At 61.2% G+C, this 18,115-nt stretch carries 15 protein-coding genes; 12 read left to right on the top strand and 3 right to left on the bottom strand.

Annotated features, from left to right (window positions below; translation table 11 throughout):
* The first annotated feature begins 28 nt into the window (after positions 1–28).
* Positions 29–1,639, top strand: a complete 1,611-nt coding sequence (locus tag MHM88_RS19950; RefSeq protein WP_239368535.1) for a GMC family oxidoreductase — start codon at positions 29–31, stop codon at positions 1,637–1,639.
* Between the two features lie 55 nt (positions 1,640–1,694).
* Positions 1,695–2,024 (top strand): TetR/AcrR family transcriptional regulator, encoded by a 330-nt coding sequence (locus MHM88_RS23235; RefSeq protein ID WP_367022248.1) that lies wholly within the window; start codon positions 1,695–1,697, stop codon positions 2,022–2,024.
* Positions 2,025–2,079: 55 nt separating this feature from the next.
* Here the strand turns inward: MHM88_RS23235 and MHM88_RS19945 are convergent, their stop codons facing one another.
* Complete coding sequence (locus MHM88_RS19945) at positions 2,080–3,147, bottom strand: hypothetical protein (RefSeq protein ID WP_239368533.1); 1,068 nt, start codon at positions 3,145–3,147, stop codon at positions 2,080–2,082.
* Between the two features lie 299 nt (positions 3,148–3,446).
* On the opposite strand from MHM88_RS19945, the gene MHM88_RS19940 reads away from it, so the two are divergent.
* From MHM88_RS19940 to MHM88_RS19900, 9 genes are all read left to right on the top strand, one after another.
* Positions 3,447–5,618: a ParB/RepB/Spo0J family partition protein gene (locus MHM88_RS19940; RefSeq protein ID WP_239368531.1), complete on the top strand. Its 2,172-nt coding sequence runs from the start codon at positions 3,447–3,449 to the stop codon at positions 5,616–5,618.
* 126 nt (positions 5,619–5,744) lie between these two features.
* Complete coding sequence (locus tag MHM88_RS19935) at positions 5,745–6,125, top strand: DUF3768 domain-containing protein (protein WP_239368529.1); 381 nt, start codon at positions 5,745–5,747, stop codon at positions 6,123–6,125.
* A gap of 115 nt (positions 6,126–6,240) precedes the next feature.
* Positions 6,241–6,537 (top strand): hypothetical protein, encoded by a 297-nt coding sequence (locus MHM88_RS19930; protein ID WP_239368527.1) that lies wholly within the window; start codon positions 6,241–6,243, stop codon positions 6,535–6,537.
* Positions 6,538–6,614: 77 nt separating this feature from the next.
* A complete protein-coding gene (locus MHM88_RS19925; protein ID WP_239368525.1) occupies positions 6,615–6,998 on the top strand; it encodes a DUF6878 family protein in 384 nt (127 codons plus the stop codon).
* 1 nt (position 6,999) lies between these two features.
* Complete coding sequence (locus tag MHM88_RS19920) at positions 7,000–7,476, top strand: hypothetical protein (RefSeq protein WP_239368523.1); 477 nt, start codon at positions 7,000–7,002, stop codon at positions 7,474–7,476.
* 104 nt (positions 7,477–7,580) lie between these two features.
* Positions 7,581–8,216 (top strand): hypothetical protein, encoded by a 636-nt coding sequence (locus MHM88_RS19915; protein WP_239368521.1) that lies wholly within the window; start codon positions 7,581–7,583, stop codon positions 8,214–8,216.
* A gap of 512 nt (positions 8,217–8,728) precedes the next feature.
* Positions 8,729–13,126: a strawberry notch-like NTP hydrolase domain-containing protein gene (locus MHM88_RS19910; RefSeq protein WP_239368519.1), complete on the top strand. Its 4,398-nt coding sequence runs from the start codon at positions 8,729–8,731 to the stop codon at positions 13,124–13,126.
* On the top strand, positions 13,123–14,169 hold the full coding sequence (locus tag MHM88_RS19905) for a toprim domain-containing protein (protein WP_239368517.1): 1,047 nt from the start codon (positions 13,123–13,125) through the stop codon (positions 14,167–14,169). The genes MHM88_RS19910 and MHM88_RS19905 overlap by 4 nt, the downstream gene beginning before the upstream one ends.
* A gap of 314 nt (positions 14,170–14,483) precedes the next feature.
* A complete protein-coding gene (locus MHM88_RS19900) occupies positions 14,484–15,395 on the top strand; it encodes a DUF2493 domain-containing protein (protein ID WP_239368515.1) in 912 nt (303 codons plus the stop codon).
* 15 nt (positions 15,396–15,410) lie between these two features.
* Here the strand turns inward: MHM88_RS19900 and MHM88_RS19895 are convergent, their stop codons facing one another.
* Together MHM88_RS19895 and MHM88_RS19890 are read right to left on the bottom strand one after the other, a co-directional pair.
* A complete protein-coding gene (locus MHM88_RS19895) occupies positions 15,411–15,980 on the bottom strand; it encodes a contact-dependent growth inhibition system immunity protein (RefSeq protein ID WP_239368513.1) in 570 nt (189 codons plus the stop codon).
* A complete protein-coding gene (locus tag MHM88_RS19890; RefSeq protein WP_239368511.1) occupies positions 15,977–17,551 on the bottom strand; it encodes a phage minor head protein in 1,575 nt (524 codons plus the stop codon). Before MHM88_RS19890 ends, MHM88_RS19895 begins: the two co-directional genes overlap by 4 nt.
* A 350-nt stretch (positions 17,552–17,901) precedes the next feature.
* Here MHM88_RS19890 and MHM88_RS19885 point away from each other — a divergent pair.
* A partial coding sequence (locus MHM88_RS19885) for a DUF736 family protein (protein ID WP_239368510.1) occupies positions 17,902–18,115 on the top strand: 214 nt, incomplete at its 3' end.

Genomic DNA, 18,115 nt, shown 5'->3' with positions numbered 1-18,115 from the left:
ACAAAAAATGGTAACAGGGAGAGTAACAATGGCAGATTATGTAGTCATTGGTGGAGGATCTTCGGGAGGAGTGGTTGCCGCGCGGCTATCCGAGGATCCGAACACTACCGTCACGCTTCTCGAGGCAGGGGGTCCGGGTAACTCGAAATTCGTTTCGATTCCCGGCATGTTCGCCGGGCTGATCCAGAACTACAAAATCAACAAGCTGAACTGGCGCTTCAACACCACGCCGCAGAAAAATCTTAACAACCGTGCGCTTTATAACCCGCGCGGCAAGATGCTGGGCGGTTCGTCCGGCATGAACGGCATGGTCTATATCCGTGGCGAATCCGGTGACTATGACCGCTGGTCCGAACTCGGCAACGAAGGCTGGAGCTATGACGAGGTGCTGCCCTATTTCCGAAAGGCCGAAAACAACGAACGCGGTGCGGATGACTATCACGGCGACAGCGGTCCCTTGCATGTCAGCAACGGCGATGCCTCGTTTGATTTCTACAACGCCTTCCTCTCCTCGGGCGAGAAGCTGGAATACCCCAAGACCCCGGATTTTAACGGCGCCAATCGCGAAGGGCTGGGCATCTACCAGTTCACCACCAAGAACGGCGAACGCGCCTCGGTCAAGTTCTGCTATCTCGACCCGATCACGGACCGCAAGAACTTGGATATCCAGGTTAAGGCCACGGTGCGCCGGATCGTCATGGAAGACGGGCGCGCGGTGGCCGTCGAATACGACCAGGGCGGCGAAACCAAGCGGGTCGGGGTGAACAAGGAGGTCATCGTCAGCGGCGGGGCCTTCGGCTCGCCGCAAGTCCTGATGCTCTCGGGCATCGGACCCCGGGCCGAGTTGGAGAAACATGGCATCAAGGTGCAGCATGAATTGCCCGGCGTGGGCGAAAACCTGCATGACCACCCGGACGTGATGTTCGTGTTCAAATCTAAGAAACGCACCGGAATTTCCCTTGGCCCACTGGGCACGCTCAAGAACCTTGGTGCCTTCTACCAGTATTTCACCAGGCGCAAAGGTTGGCTCGCCAATCCGCCCACAGCGGCGGGTGGCTTCCTGCGGTCCGAGCCGGGTAAGAACAACCCGGATTTCCAACTTCACATGGTGCCGTTGCCCTATCGCAACCATGCCCATGACTACATGTCGATGATCAAGTGGGGCTTTACCATGATTGTCAATATCGGTCACCCGCGCAGCCGGGGGCGTTTGACGCTCAAGAACGCCAACCCGGGGTCCGAGCCCAATATCGACCTGAACCTGCTGGATCACGCCGATGACCTGAAGGACATGCGCAATGCCTTCAAGGTGACGCAGGACATCCTGCACGGCTCACCGCTGAAGGATATGATCGCCAAGCCGCTTTACCCAAAGCGTTATCTCAATACCGATGCCGAGATCGACGACTACCTGCGCGCCGAGGTCAACCATGCGTATCACCCGGTCGGCACCTGCAAGATGGGCCGCGACGACATGGCCGTGGTCGATGCGCGGCTCAAGGTCAAGGGACTGGCCAATGTGCGTGTCGCCGATGCCTCAATCATGCCCGAGATCATCAACGGCAACACCAATGCCACCTGTATCATGATCGGTGAAAAAGCCGCCGACATGATTAAGGAGGACGCAGCCGCAACCTGATCAATTCGCCCGCAAGGCCAAGGATGCCGAGCATCAGCAGAAGCTGAAGCGCTGGGTGTTGCTGGATACGGCCGCGCACGAGTTCACCACCAAGAGGTATTCGGAAACGTCAATTGGCAAATTGGCCGACCTGCTCGATGTTTCCAAGCCTGCCCTCTGTTACTATGTGAAGAACAAGGAAGACATCCTGCTGCAGTGCACAATCGAATCTCCTTCTCGAAGGTGCGCAATAAAGCAACCGAACTCGTCCGTCACGTCCTGCAAGCGGATTCCGTCATACCGCGAGGTCGCCATGTCAGCGACGCGCAACAGATTGGCAGCTTTTGAGAAAGTCCATTTGACAGCCTCGTATCCGGTTTGCATTTGTAGCAACATCGCGGCATGACAATCTCTGTCATGCTGGCACATTGAAATTAACCAGCACACCCGGGAATCGACTTTCAGTTTTCGAGAGTCCATATCCTGAAGCGCCCCTGCCCTGTCACCTCGCGGATCAAACCGCTTTCTTCCATCCACGCCAGATTGCGTTGAATGGCGGCGCGACTGGCTCCGGTCACGGATTCAGCCATTGGTGCAGAGACCAATGGCCACTGAGAGAAAGCTTTACGCAAGGCGACCGGCGTGCGACCCGACAAATGCGCCATGTCGGACTCCGCCCGCGCCGCCCACCTTTCAGTATCGTCAAGTACTCGCATCGCCGATAAAATCGCGCTGTTCATTCCATCCAACCAGTGGGGCAAGCGTTCGAGTGGCAAGCCCGAGATACGCAGCCCCCCTGCCCCACCCATAGCGAGCGGTGCGAAGATGGCGCCGGTGCCATCGCTTGCCGCGATCCTGGACGCGGTGACGGCGGCTTCGATCTGGTCTCCCTGTTGTCCGAGGCCCGCGAGGCTCCAGAGATGAAAGCCCATGCAAGCCCGCGTGATTGGATGTAAGTCGACCGCAGCCGCCATGACGTCCAGCCACCCACCCGAGCGATCTTCGAAACGCTCGGCGCTGTCCTCAATAATCTCGGGATCGCGGCGATCCAGAAAGGCGGCCAGGTCAACCATCGGTCCGGGACCACCTGTCAGGCGCCGAACAGCCCATCCAACGCGTGCCAAGGCATTTGGGTCATCCTGTGCGCCTGACAACCGCATTGATACCCAGAGCGCCAAACGATCAGAACTCACCCGATCCCCGGAAAACCAGCTGAGGTCTGCCGCCTCGATCAAAGCGAGGCGGTGCCGCCAGCCTTCCGGGCCGCGCAGCAGTCGATCATCCAGAGCTCCTATGCGTCCAGACACGCGTGCCAGTCGCGCAGCGTGAACGCCTTCTGCCTTTGCCCAGTCGTCGATGACAGCAGTGTCTGGCGGTTCTGCCCGTGGCCCGGGAAGCAAATCATCCGGTTCTTCCTCGAGTGGCCCAGGCAGAAACCAGAGATCCTCTTCGTGAGCCTCTTCATCCTCCTCGATTGTGATGAAGGGGTCATCGAAATCATCAGTCAAAGCGTATGCTTGGGGCTTCATATGTGCAAAATACTAATATTATGCACATTACCCAAGTGATTTTGTGGCGGTTGCCGACGCTCTTTATATAGTACGCGCACGCGACTGCCGGCGGAACCTCTCAGATCGCGCTCAGCGAAAGGAAACCAAGGGATTGTGCACCAGCGCGACGAGAGAGCAATTACTTGCATTCGTTTATAAACGGTCGATTGGCGACGTGATCCGCATTTGTAAAGAGCCAGAGAACGGGGAGCCCGGGTGCCGGGCTTGAAAGGATAGAGAGAGTCTCATCTGGGTCCGGAGCGACAAGGACCCTGACCATGACCAAAACCTCAACCCGCCCGAAACCCACCACCTCAAAGAAGGCCGAAGCCGCCGGATCGGCAACGCCTGAGGGCGCTGCCGACATCCGCCTGATCCCGCTCAACCAGCTGGAGCCGAGTCCGCTCAACGTCCGCAAAGTAGCTGCGAGCGCCAGCGACGATGCCGAACTTCTTGCCAGCATTCGCGAGACCGGCATCAAACAGAACCTGGTGGTTCATGCGCTGTCTGAAACACGTTTTGCCGTCGATGCCGGCGGTCGCCGCCTCAAGGCGATGAAACAACTCGCCGAGGACGGTGTAATCCCCGCAGACCACCCTGTGCCCTGCCTCGTTGAAGACGAGCGAAACGCCGTCCTCACCTCCGCCACGGAAAACCTCCAGCGCGCGGCCATGCACCCCGCTGACCAATTCGAGTCCTTCGATAAGTTGATCGCCGAAGGTCGCAGTGAAGACGAGATCGCGCTCAAATTCGGTGTCTCCGTCGACCTGGTACGCCGTCGGTTGAAACTCGCCCGCGTAGCGCCCGAGATCATCGAGCAATTTCGCGCGGGCGACCTGACCCTCGAATGCGTGATGGCGTTTACGCTGACCGACGACCACGATCGGCAACTGGCGGTCTGGAACGCGGTGAAAGGCGGCTATCACATCCACCCGCAAAGCATCAAACGCCAACTGACCGAGACCGCGCATTCGGCGAACTCCGCTCTCGGGCGTTTTGTCGGCATCGAAGCCTATGAGGCGGCGGGCGGTGTTCTGCTGCGCGATCTCTTCGACGACCGCGCCAGCGCTCATATGGAAAACCCCGACCTTCTTGAGCGCCTCGCGATCGAGAAGCTCCAGGCTGCGGCCAAACCTTTTGAGGCGGCGTGGAAATGGGTCGAGGTGCATCTCTCGGTGGATTACGGTGCGTTTCGCAGTTTCGGACGGGTCTATCCGCAGGATGTCGAACCCGATCCGGATCTGCTTGCCGAGGAAGAGCGTCTCATCGCGCGCGAGGAAGAACTGGCGGCGCAGAATGACGGCGCGGATTGGACCGACGCCGAGACCGAAGAATACTACGCGATCGAGCCGCGCCTGCGCGAAATCGAGGCCCTGCAGCGTGAGCGGCAGCCTTATGCGGATGCAGATCGCACCATTGCGGGCGTGGTTTTGACCATCGGCCATGACGGCGCGCTGCGTGTCGAAAAAGGCCTGGTGCGGCCAGAAGATATCCCTGCTGCGGCAGTGCCGGGTGAGGATCGTGCTGATGGGGGTGATGCCCCCTCTCCTGCCCGCCCGCATGTGACGCCGCCGACCTCATCGTCGCCGGTGCCGACCTCCGATCCGGCCGCGACTTTGCGCAAAGCAGACGGGATTTCGGCAAGCCTCGCCGACGATCTGCGGGCGACGCGCCAGCACATCCTGCGGGCGCATCTGGCGACGGATTTCGAGGTGGCGTTCGATGCCATGCTCTATGCGCTGTGCGAGCAAACTCTGGGCCGGTCCTATAACAACGAGGCGCTCGATGTCTCGATCCGACCCTTCCAGGCGCAGAACCGCGAGGTGCTGCATGCGGACACCGTCGCCCAGAAGATGCTCGAGGCGCTGGAACAGGACCTCTCCACCGACTGGATGAAGCTGGAGAAGCCAGAGGACTTCCGGGCGATGTCGGCGTTGCCCATTGCCGACAAGCAAGCGCTTTTCGCCTGGGCAACGGGTCTCGCGGTCAAGCCGCAGCTTTCCTCCGACAATTGCCCCTCCCCGATCGTCGAGGAAATTGGGGCGCGGCTCGACGTCGATGTCGCGGCCTGTTGGCGTCCGACTGCCCAAAACTACTGGGGTCGGGTCAACAAGGAGCACGCGGTGGCAACCTCACGCAAGCTGATCGGTGACGACTACGCCGAGGATCGCAATCGCGAACGCAAAGGCGATATCGCGGCCGCAATGGAGCGGGCTTTCGCGGAATCGGCCAGCGAGACGGAAGGCTTCGACTCAGCGACGGCTGCAAAGACGAAGCGTTGGCTGCCCGACGGGATGGTGTTTGCCGGTGCGACGGAGGACGGTACCGACTTGGGCAACGATGCGCCCGAGGCCGAGGAAGGGGATGTGTCCGCCGAAGACTCTCTGACTGACGCCGAGAGCGATGAACCGTCGTCCCTGCCCACTTTCCTCAGCGAGGATGCTGCCTGACAAGCCGCGCACCAACCTGATCACGACATGAACCTTGGGCCGTCCTCACATCGAGGGCGGCCCCTTCCCGCTGACGGGTTTCACGCAGCCGGTGTCGGATCGGCTGGCCCGTCCCGGAGATATCCCATGACCACCACACTCGACCACGATCCCGTTCAGGAAGCCGAATTGATCGCCGGGCAGAATGATGCGTTTCGCCATTCCATCCTTGGAAATACGCCCGTCGCCGATGCACCGAAGGGCCAGTTCGTCATGACGCGCGGCGTTGCTGCACTTGGGCCGGACGCCCAGCTCGCGGTCACCCGCAGCGTGGCTACGTTTGACTCGTTCAACGCTGACAGCGATCCTCATGGCTGGCACGAGATGGGGGTCATCGACCTCGACGGGACCACGATCTGGTTCAAGATCGATTTGTACGACGCCGACTATCAATATGGCTCTCCCGAGCCATCCGATCCCGCGCAAACGCGCCGCGTGCTGACCCTGCTTCTGCCGTCGGAATACTGACGCCCCTCTTCACCAAGATCACCTCGGACCGTCCTTGCACAAAGGGCGGTCCTTTCGCGCTGACGGGTTCCAAGGGGCGCGATGATTGCGTTCTGCCCGCCGCAGGAGACCAGAGATGGCCAAAACACTCGACTATCAGATCACCCTCTATCCCGCACACCGCGACGGCGCCTTCGTCGTCACCCAGTTCCAGATGATGGCGAGCTACCCCGAAAAGCGCATCCAGGCCGCGGGAATGGACGACCTGATCGATCAAGTGACGCAGTTCGCCATGGAGCACGGCGAGAGCTGCAGTGCCTCGGTGCGCTGCCTCGCTCCGCGCAAACCGCCGGGGTTCAAGCGCGCGACCGAGAACCTCTATTTCAACCTCGTTGTTCGCACGACCGAGAAACGCGGCGAGGCTGCGGCCTGAAGCCCCTCATCAAACCTTCGGGGCGGCCTCGCGTAATGGTCGCCCTCCCCTTCCCTCAATTCCAAAGGACTAAGGACATGACACAAGCGAATGATTTCTACGCGCAAATGCTCGAATCCCAGAGACGGGCTGCCGAACAGCGGGTTGAGATCCGCGCGGCCCTTCTTGCCGAACTGCGTGCCCTCGGTGTGACGAGCATCGAGGTCCAATATGAGGGCTACGGCGATTCCGGTAATGTCGAAGATGTCGTCGTGAGCCCTGAAACGATCACCCTGACAAATGAGCTGCGGCGGCGCGTCGAGGACTTCGGCTGGAACTTCGCTTATGCGCTAAGCCCCGGCTTCGAGAACAACGAAGGTGGCTATGGCGAACTCACTTGGGCGCTCGAGACCGACAAGATCGATGTCAGCCACTCGAACCGCTATATCGAGACTGATACCACCGAACACGAGGGGCTCTGACATGGCGCATCCCCTTCACCACGCAGAAAGCTCGGCCCGAAAGTTTGGCGGCGTGCCAGATGACTATCAACACGTGCATGATTGGTTTGACTCATCAAAGGGGCACTTGGCGGTTTTCACGCATCGCGCACACCGGCACCACACGCTTGGGATCTTCGAGGCCGAGCGATTGTTTGGCCACAGTCTGACCAACAGCGCGGGCCGGGTCGTCCCGATCCGCTGGATTGGCGAACAACATGTGCGCGAAGACTGCCAAGGACGCATCCCGTCGCTGGCCGACTGGCTTGGACGCATTCAACCGGAACCGTGGATGGCCAACGGCCGGATCGACAACGACCCGACCCAGATCGTCGGCGATCCGCGTGCAGCCTGGACCCTCGCGGTTGCCAATCATCAGACCATTCTCGGCTTCGAGGAATGGCTGCTCAAGGTCTCGGTCGAGCACGTTCAGCATCGCCAGAACCGCGCCGCCGCCTGATCCGCAGGGCGGCGACCTCACCAACCAACTCATCCCAACCAGATCGACTCGCCTGCGCCCAATCGGCCTGGCGGGTCGTTTTCGTTTCAAGAAAGGACATCGACATGCACGACCCCGTCTATGAGGAGGCCTATTCCGGCCACACCATCAAGATTTTCCAAGACCTCGATCCCGAAAGCCCACGGGAGTGGTCCAACCTCGGCAGGCTAATCTGCTGGCATCGCCGATACCGGCTGGGTGACAGCCACCAGTTCGACAGCCCTGAAGCGTTCCTGCGCGACCTCGCGGGGGTCTCGGTGCAGATTGACCTCTCGCTGGACCAGTTGTGCGAGCGCGCCGAACGCAAGGCAATCATCTTGCCAGTGTTTCTCTATGATCATTCCGGTCTCGCGATGAACACCATCGGGTTTCATTGCCCGTGGGATTCGGGCCAGGTCGGTTACGTCTATGTGTTGCTTGAGGCGGTTCGGGAGGAGTTCGGTGCGAAACGCGTTACCAGGGCGCTGCGCGAAAAGACCGAAGACATCCTGCGCGCTGAAATCGTCAGCTACGACGCCTATCTCGGCGGCCGGGTCTATGGCTATGTAATCGAGCAGGACGGCGAGGAGATCGACGCCTGCTGGGGGTTCGTCGGCGACTACGAGACGGGCTGTTTGCCTGAGGCGCGTCACGCAGTGCCAGCACCGTCGCCTGGTCAAACACCCCAGTCCGCTGCCGCTCGAGCACAGGCTCACCCTTAGGGACCGGCACAGGTGGCACAAGCTCCCTTCTTTGCGCGAACCCCAATCGGCCTCGAGTTGCTGCAATGCAGAAAAATCATGGCCTGCCTATTGTGCGACTGCAGCAACGCCCTATCTTGAGTTTGCGATCGGTTCTCTCCTCCTCCCTGAACCGATCCGGAATAATCGGCGGCATCCACCTCCTCCCGGATGCCGCCTTTTTCTTGTTCAGAGCATTTCCTGAAGGCTATCCACGGTTTGTCGGTCGCCCCTCGGTCGAAGAGATCTTCCGTTTCGGATGCATAAGGCGAAACCGCCAAAAACTTGGGCGCGCTAGTAGTCCTTCAAGCTGGCAAGGGTTTCCGCGACAGCGCCCACAGCCCCATCCCCAGATTCTGGGGATAACTTTCCGAGGCTAAGCGGAGATCAGCAATGCCATGAAAGAGCGAGAGACAGGGTGGGAGGGGTAACCCCTCCCGGGTGAGAGAGTGCGCACGGGGCTCGGGGCCAACCCTCAAACCCGGAGATAGCCAATGAACGCTCACCCCCAGTCCGTCCCGCTTGCGACCCTTGCCGAGGCTCCTTCCCTGCCCGAGGCTGCAGGTTTTGCTCAGCACCTGATGCAGGCTGCGAAAACCCTCGTCCCCCTGTTCGAGGCCGGCAGATCCATCGACGCTGCCGTCCTCCGAACCGCGATGGAGGAGGCTTTCGGCGCCAGCGATACCAGCGGCGCTTGGGTCTGGAAAGACGCCTATGAGGCGGCCGAGGTTGCCCAGCTCCTGATGGTCGCCCGCTATGGCGCGCTGATGCAGCGCCAAGCCGCCGCGCCGCAGGCCTTCCTCTCCATGATCGAGCGTCTCGCCCGTTTGGCTCCGTCGCACACGCGACGTTCTGAGGACAGCGTGCGCCTGCAACAAATCTCAACCCCTTTGCCCCTTGCCGCCATTGTCGCGCAAGCGGCGGGTTTTCACGGGGGCGACCTGGTGCTCGAGCCTTCGGCGGGCACCGGCATGTTGGCGATCTTCGCCCGAATTGCGGGTGCGCGGTTGGCGCTCAACGAGCTTGCCGAAACCCGTCGCGCCTTGTTGGGACAGTTGTTTCCTGAGGCCGTTGTCTCAGACCACGATGCCGCCTCGATCGACGATCGCCTCGACCGCTCAGTTACGCCCTCGGTCATCGTGATGAACCCGCCGTTTTCTGTGGCCAACCATGTCGAAGGCCGGTTTCGGCAGTCGACCAGCCAGCATGTTCTTTCGGCTCTCGCCCGCGTTGCGCCGGGAGGGCGGCTAGTTGTCATTACTGGCGAGAGCTTTCGGCCTTCCACCAAGAGTTTCCAATCGACCTTTCAGCGGATCGGTCAGAGCGCCGACGTGGTCTTCTCCGCCGCCATCGACGGCAAGGTCTTCGCGCGGCATGGCACCACGATCGACACGCGGTTGACGGTGATCGACAAGCGCGAGGTTGGCGCTGGAGAAATCGCGCCGGTCGACGTCGAGGTTGCCTATCATCCCATCTGCGCGACAACGGGCGATCTTCTTTCCGCATTGCTCGCTCATTGCCCGGAACGCCGCAGCCCCCCGCCCTGCCCTACCAGTTCGGCCCTGTCTGTCCCGTCCCGTCCGACCCGCACCAACCTGCAGGCCCTCCGCAATGCCGCCCGCCAGGAAACCCGTGCCCTCGCCGAGGAACGGGCCAAACATCCCTTTGATGATGTCGTGACGGCCCCGCTCGAGTACCTACCGAAAGCCTGGAGCGAACCGGACGGCGCGCTGCAGGACACGGTTTACGAGGCTTACGATTTGCAGGCGATCTGGATCGACGGTGCGGCAGAGCATCCGACTGCGCTGGTGCAATCCTCTGCCATGGCCTCGGTGCCACCACCCGTGCCGACCTATCGTCCCATCCTGCCGAAGAGCCTCGTTCAGGACGGCCTTCTCTCCGCCCCGCAACTCGAAAGCGTTATCTATGCGGGCAATGCCCACGAGACGCTTCTCAAGGGCTGGTTCAGGCACAGCGAGATCGAGGGCCAGATGATGGCAGCGGCCGAGGGCGACGAAGGCGCCTTCCGCCTGCGCAAGGGCTGGTTCCTTGGCGATGGCACCGGCTGCGGCAAAGGGCGGCAGGTCGCGAGCATCATCCTCGACAATTGGTTACAGGGGCGCCGCCGTGCTGTCTGGGTCTCGAAAAGCGACAAGCTCATCGAAGATGCGCGCCGCGACTGGACGGCGCTCGGGGGACGTGAAAGCGATATCGTGCCGCTCTCGAAGTTCCGCCAGGGCGGCGACATCCGACTGCCCGAAGGCATCCTTTTCGTCACCTATGCCACGCTGCGCTCGGCCGAACGCGAGGGAAAAGCCTCCCGCCTCGACCAGGTCACGTCCTGGCTCGGTGCCGGGTTCGATGGGGTCATCGCTTTCGACGAAAGCCACGCCATGGCGAATGCCGCCGGCGAAAAGTCCGACCGCGGCGACAAGAAGGCCTCGCAGCAAGGTCTCGCTGGCCTCGCGCTGCAAAACGCGGTTCCCGATGCGCGCGTGCTTTACGTCTCGGCCACCGGCGCCACTGTGGTCGGCAACCTTGCCTATGCTTCGCGTCTCGGGCTTTGGGGCACAGGGGATTTCCCTTTCGTGACGCGGGCAGAGTTTGTCGCCGCGATGGAAGCCGGGGGCATCGCTGCCATGGAGATGATCTCGCGCGACCTGAAGGCGCTCGGGCTCTATCTCGCGCGATCCCTATCTTACGCCGAGGTCGAATACGAAATGCTGGTGCATGAGCTCTCACCCGCACAGATCGCGATCTATGACAGCTACGCCGATGCGTATCAGATCATCCACACCAACCTCGAGGCAGCCCTTCAAGCGTCTGGCATTTCCTCCGAGACCGGCACCTTGAACGCCCAAGCCAAATCCGCCGCTCGTTCGGCTTTCGAGAGCAACAAGCAGCGCTTTTTCAACCATCTCATCACCGCCATGAAATGCCCCTCGCTGATCCGCGCGATCGAGGCGGACCTGGCGGCAGGACATTCGGCAGTCATCCAGGTGGTCTCGACCAGCGAGGCGGTGATGGAACGCCGCCTTGAGGAAATTCCGCCCTCGGACTGGGACGATCTGCAGGTCGATTTTACGCCCCGCGAGAACATCATGGACTACCTGATGCATTCCTTCCCGACGCAACTCTTCGAGCCTTACACCGACGAGAACGGCGATCTGCGGTCGCGCCCTGCCCTCGATGGCGATGGCAATCCGATCATCTGCCGCGAGGCGGAGCGGCGGCGGGACGATCTGGTCGAGCATCTTGGGGCCCTCGCCCCGGTGCAAGGCGCGCTCGATCAGATCCTTTGGCATTTTGGAGGTGACGCGGTGGCCGAGGTCACAGGGCGCAAGCGACGCATCGTGAAGACGCGCGAAGGGCGGCTCAAGGTCGAAAATCGCCCGGCGTCCTCCAATCTCGGCGAGACGCAGGCCTTCATGGATGACGCCAAGCGCATCCTGATCTTCTCTGATGCCGGTGGCACCGGGCGCAGCTATCACGCCGATCTTGGGGCGAAGAACCAGCGCCTCCGGGTGCATTACCTTCTGGAGCCGGGCTGGAAGGCCGACAATGCGATCCAGGGGCTCGGGCGCACGAACCGCACCAATCAGGCGCAACCGCCGCTCTTCCGCCCCGTCGCGACCAATGTGAAAGGTGAGAAGCGGTTTCTCTCCACCATCGCCCGCCGCCTCGACACGCTCGGGGCCATCACCAAGGGGCAGCGCGAGACCGGGGGTCAGAACATGTTCCGCGCCGAGGACAACCTCGAGAGCCCCTATGCACGGGCGGCGCTGCGGCAGTTCTTCTACAAACTGCGCGCGGGCAAGATCGACGCCTGCTCCTACGCGAAGTTCCAGGAGATGACCGGTCTGACGCTCGATGAGGCGGATGGCACGATGAAGGAGAACCTGCCGCCGATCCAGCAGTTCCTGAACCGCTGCCTGGCACTCCGCATCGACATGCAGGACGCGATCTTCGAGGCCTTCGGTGGCTTTCTCTCGGCCATCATCGAGGACGCTCGCCAGGCAGGCACGCTCGATGTTGGGCTAGAGACCCTGCGCGCAGAGAAATTCGAGATCGTCGACCGGAAGGTGATCTTCGAGCACGAGGCGACGGGTGCGACGGCGACCGCGCTCACCGTCGAGCGCACAGATCGCAATGACCCGCTCACCCTGCCCCGGGTCAAAGCGATCTGCGCAAACATGGATGGCGCGACGCTCTGCTGGAACAAGATCTCCAAGCGCGCGGCGCTGATGGTCAAGGCGCCGGCCTTCATGGATGAGGATGGTATGCCGATCCTGCGGGTGAAACTTCTGCGGCCCATGGGAACCGAGATCCTCGCGTTCAGCGAATTTTCGACGTCGCACTGGGAGGGGGTCGATGACGCGATGTTCGAACATCTTTGGCAGACCGAGGTCGACGCTGTGCCGGAGTTCACCACCTCGAAGATCACGCTGATCTGCGGCCTCCTACTGCCGATCTGGGATCGGCTGCCCGCCGACAACATGCGCATCTACCGCCTGCAGACTGAGGACGGGGAGCGCGCCATTGGGCGTCTCGTCAGCCAGGAGCAGCTTCTCAATGTCTATGCGCGCCTTGGGCTCGACTGCCAGATCGAGATGTCGCCGCAGGAGGTGCTCGCGGCCGTGACGGAGGCCAGGACGCCCCTGAACCTCCTCGGCGGTTACCAGCTGCGCAGGTCGCTCGTTATGGGGCAGCCGAGGTGTGAGCTGATCGGCGCGTCAGGCGCGGCCCTGCCGGGGTTGAAGGCCATGGGCTGCTTCACAGAAGTGATCCAGTGGAAGACGCGGGTGTTCATCCCGGTGGAGGGCATTGACGTACTGGCGCGGGTGCTCGCCGAGCATCCGGTTGGGACCGGCGCAATGGATGCCGCCGCATGAACGCGCGGCGCAGCATTGCAGACCTCTCGGCCGATCTCGCGACCCGCGCCGAGAGTTTCTGCCTTCAGTATTTCTCCGAGGGACGCAAGCAGGGCAATTATTGGCAGGTCGGCGACACCTCGGGGGCCAAGGGGAAGAGCCTCGCGATCCGGCTACAGGCGGAAGGCGGGCGCAAGGCCGGGTCCTGGCAGGATTTCGCGACGGGTGAGTATGGCGACTTGATCGACCTGCTGCAGGAACGGCTTGGGTCCGTAACGCTTAAAGAAACGCTGAGGGAGGTCCGGTCCTTTCTCGGCGACGCCCCCTGCCCTGCCGTGCCTCGAGACACCCAAAACCGTGTGCAACCAGAGGCCGCCTTGAGCAAACGCATTGCGCGGGCGCGCAAACTCTTTGCCGCTGGCAAGCCGGTCCTTGGCACTTTGGCTGTGACCTATCTGCAGGGTCGCGGCATCTCGCGCTTCGGCCCTGCGCTGCGCTACCACCCGCGGGTCTTTCTGCGACAGGGCGAGGACGATCCCGATCCGCCGCAGAGGGCCCCTGCCCTGCTCGCAAAGATCACCGACAGTCACGGCCAGATCACCGGATGCGCGCGCACCTATCTCGACCCGTCCACAGGCAGCTTGGCCGCGATCGAGAGCCCGAAACGGATCCTGGGGCAACTGCATGGCCATGCCATCCGCTTCTGGTCCGGCGAGGCGCGCTCCGATCTCATCGTCGGCGAAGGTCTCGAGACCACCCTCTCTGTCGGCACGGCTCTGCCGGAGTTCGACCTCGCCTCCTGTCTTACTGCCACGCACCTCGGCCTCTTCATCCCGCCGCCGGGGATCAAGCGTATCTGGATCGCGCGGGACAATGACAAAGCTGGACGTAACGCATCAATGAGATTGCGTAACCAACTGGAATCGCTTGGAATTGCCTGTGGTGATCTCGTGCCGAGCATGGACGATTTCAACGACGATCTGCGAGCTTTTGGCAAGGATGCGCTGCGCCGGTCTCTTCTCAAGGCCATGAAGGCGCAAGGTCTGGAGATCGAGGACGGGTGAGCGCCTGTCTCCACTCGTGATGACTGAGGGGGCAAAGGTTCCGCGGGCTCGATCTGATTCCGTTTGGATAAGGGGAGCGATGGACCGGCGGGTCGGGGCCCAAGAAAGCTGAAAGAGGGGCCCCTCGCCCGGGCAGCAATGCGCCCCGCACCAGAAAATTCCCCTGCCCTTTCAGGGCATTCCTCGCGGGAACAATTTTCCGGCCCGGGTCACATTCTTCGCTGCGCTCCGATCCTGGCGGATGCGGCCCGGTCGCCGCCGGTCCTGTTATCGCCCCATCCAAATCGTGTCAGATCAATCAGAGGAACCAGACAATGCCCCATCAGACAGACATCCAAGAGGAAACCGGCGTGACCTCCGCCATCCTCGACCACCTCGCACTTCATGGCGCAACGCCGGGGCCCGGCGAGACCGATCATCGCCCCCTGCCCCAGCCGGACGAGGTCGAGCTCGCCATGGCGACGCTTTTCGACACCACCATCGGCCTCCTCACTGGCAGCCAGTTGGAAGACAATCTCGAAGAGATGCTCTGGTCCCTGACCTCGATCTTCCATCGAAGGCTGACCCATATCCAGAAGCTCCTTGACGACAACGAATTCGAGGTCCGGGAAAGTCTGGCCGTCCAGGACGGCTCCGAGGTCGCCTCGGTCGAGCTTGAGCGCCTTCAGATGATTGGGCTCAAGCTCTGGGATCACCGCGACGCCTTCGAGCAGATGCGTGATCTGGCCGTGGACCACTTCTCGGCCGCCACGGGTTCGCCCTGGCTGCCCCGGACAGGATCCAAGGTCTCCCATCGCGGCCTGACCTCCGCCGTGGTGGACAGCCGGGCCTACCTCTCGGCCAAGCGCCGCAAGGAGACCGAGGTGCACTGCCCCGAAGGCACGCGGATCGCGTTTTCGGGCGGGGACTATCAGGCCTACGACCTGATCTGGTCCGTCCTCGATGCCACCCTTGCGAAATACCCCGACATGGTGCTCTTGCACGGCGGCACGCCCAAGGGCGCCGAGATGATCGCTGCCCGTTGGGCAGATACCCGTGGCGTCACCCAAGTGGTCTTCAAACCCGACTGGAAGAGCCACGGCAAGGCCGCTCCCTTCAAACGCAACGACAAGATGCTCGATACGATGCCTCAGGGACTTATCGCTACCCCCGGTTCGGGCATCACCGAGAACATCGTCGACAAAGCCCGCAAGCTTGGAATCCGCATCAAGAGGATCGGGGCTTAGGCCCCGGTTCGTTTCTCAAGCGGAACGACTGACGTCCAAGGCATCCAGAATGGCCTTGCCGAGTGTTTCGTCCGACACGTCTTCCGGCAAGACAGGATCTTCATGGCCGCGAATGCCCTCCCAATGGCCCCGCCCGCGATAGCGCCATGGTGTGATTTCGATCTGACCATCCTGCAACCGTAGCGAAACATTGCCAGCGCCGTTGAAAAGCGCCTTCAAAGTCTTGACGCCAGCGCGTGCCTTGTTGGCCTCTTGTGCAGCCCTGATTTCGTCCGCTGTGGGAAACCGCATGACCGCATCCCACTCAGGGTGATCTGGCGCAATAAACCGGCTGGCCAATAGCGCCTTGCGCGCTTCGCGCCCGATATCATGCGCGTTCATCTCCGAAGGAAAGTAGTTTTCGTAGCCCTTGGGGTCGTAGCATCCCCCCCGATACACTGCTTGCGAGTTGATTTTTGTGAACTGGCGATAAGCCGTGACCTGAGCATCCTTAGACTCCTTGGCTGGCTTTGAGCGCTTTTTCCGCTCAGCCGCTTCAGCGCGCCTTTTCGCAATCCATTCTTCCGTAGTCAGGACTTTTCTCATCGGATACGGCTCACTTCTACGTCGATCCCCAAACTCTCAGCGTAGTCTATCGCGCGTTGAATTTGAGTAAACTGTTCGGGTGTCGTGTCATTTGGAATGGCGAGTTCAAGGCGTTTGAGGTCGATTTCGCCAGGGTTGATTGGAAACTCCTCTACGACATCACCATCAAACCTATCTATCTGATCAATATAGCGCTTCAATGCGCCGTAGATACGGCTGGGGCGGTCCAAATATCCCTGCGCGCGCGTGTCCAGCGTCTTTGCACTTGTCGCAATGCCTGTATCTCGGTTGAAGAAATCAAACGTCTTGAAGTTGTCAGGTGTTCTGTCTCCCAAATCCCCCGGCAGCTCCAAGTGATCTTCCCAAGGTCCGCCCTGTTCCTTGATCGGTCCGCCCCACTGGATACCGGGATTGTCGATTATGTCCCAGTCGGGATCGGATGGCAGACGACGGGCGTTTTCAGCCTCGTCCAATAGTTCGTCGCGCAAACGGTCGGGATCACTCGTATCACCGCTCCGCCCTCTGCGGCGCAACAACTTCGCGGCCAGCCCCGCAGGGGCCACGTTCAAAGCGATCAACGTATTCAGATAAGCCCGTTCCCGCGCAGCCTCTTCCACCTGAGCCAAGGTCGCGCGGCAACGGGCGTACTCGTCCATCACCATGCCGGGGCGGGTCTCAACAGCGTAGGCATATTCTGCGAACGCTTTCGCCGTTTCCGGGAAGTCACGCCAGAACGCCTTGATTTCCTCGACACGGTCTTCAACCGCTTGGCGCATTCCGTCCAATTCGGCCTGTTCTTCGTCTGAGAGCGTTCCAAACCGTTCGCGTGCCGACAGAACGCCCAATCTGGTGACCCATGCGAGGTTCTCAGGGATTTCACTCAGCGTTTGCCAAATGTCGGTCAGCGTGTCTTTGATGGCTTCCCAGACACCCGCATCCACTCCACGACCATGGGCGACCTGTGCCGCCGCGAAATCAGGCTCACATTTCGGCTCATTAAGGAGGTACGGTTCCGCAAAACACCGGCAGTTATAGGCTTGTCCGGGATGACCGGTTTCCGGCGGATTGTCCCAATCAAAGACCTTGTCATCATGTTCGGCATGTACATGGCGTACTTTGTCGTCGTCCCGGGACCGCCAGATGTACTGATCAATCCCAAGGGCGCGTTGCCTGCGTTCATTGATCAGCCCGGAGAATGACGTGATCAGGTTTTCTTCCATCGCACGGCGGACGGATTTGAAGCGGCTTGGCCGCTCGCCATGTTCGGCCCAGATCGTTTCCAGCCGCGCCGACCAGGCCTGAATCGCCGCGGCTTTGTCGCCGGAAACATCCGCCAAGTCGGCGGCGGATAGAGGGACTTGAAACCCATCGCGAGTGAACCGCAGCAGGAGGTCGCCGTTGATCTGATCGGCAAAGTCAAGATTCGTAGCAAACTGCTGCTGCAAAGCGGCGAGGCCGGGGATTTCCGCTTTGCGCGATAGCGGACGCGCGATCACGCCTTGCGTGCCTCTCGACAACACATAGCCGCCGCTCCCGCCTGACCTTAGAAATTGGGTAAATTTCGTTTCCATGAAACTCGCCGATTGACCTTCTTGAGGATAAGGCTGGGCGGTATTCCTTAATGCTGCGAAAACGGACCGAACGTCGCTCAAAAGTACCGGAGTCCCCCGGCAGTTCACTCACCTTCATTCGCGGCCGCCGCACTTCTCCCGGTGCCTGAGTTGCATGACATGCTGGTCACAGCTGTCGCCCCGTCCACAAAGGTTGTCGCCGATCTTTTTCCCCTGCCCCTGCGGGTCATTCCTCGCGGATCAAAAAGACCGGCGCCTGCCCCTCTCCGCTCACGCTTCGCCTTCGGTGTGTCCGGGCCTTGGCCAGCTGCAAGGTGACCATCATTGCAACGCAAACAAGGAGAAGAGCAATGACCACGAACTGCATCAAATTCACCAGCGCCGACATTGACACCGCCAAGGGCGTCGGCTCCATCTCGACCCTGACCTTCGACCTCGACATCACGGTCGAACCTGTCGCGAGCGCGAACCCGATGGCCCCCACGCACCGCGTCCTCGGCCGCTCCCCGCGCGGCAAGCTGGTCGAGTGCGGCGGCATCTGGAAGAAGCAGAACAAGGAGACCG

It is taken from the genome of Epibacterium sp. MM17-32 (assembly GCF_022348205.1).
Taxonomy (GTDB): Bacteria; Pseudomonadota; Alphaproteobacteria; order Rhodobacterales; family Rhodobacteraceae; genus Epibacterium.
This window is presented reverse-complemented; position numbering and strand designations above follow the sequence as displayed.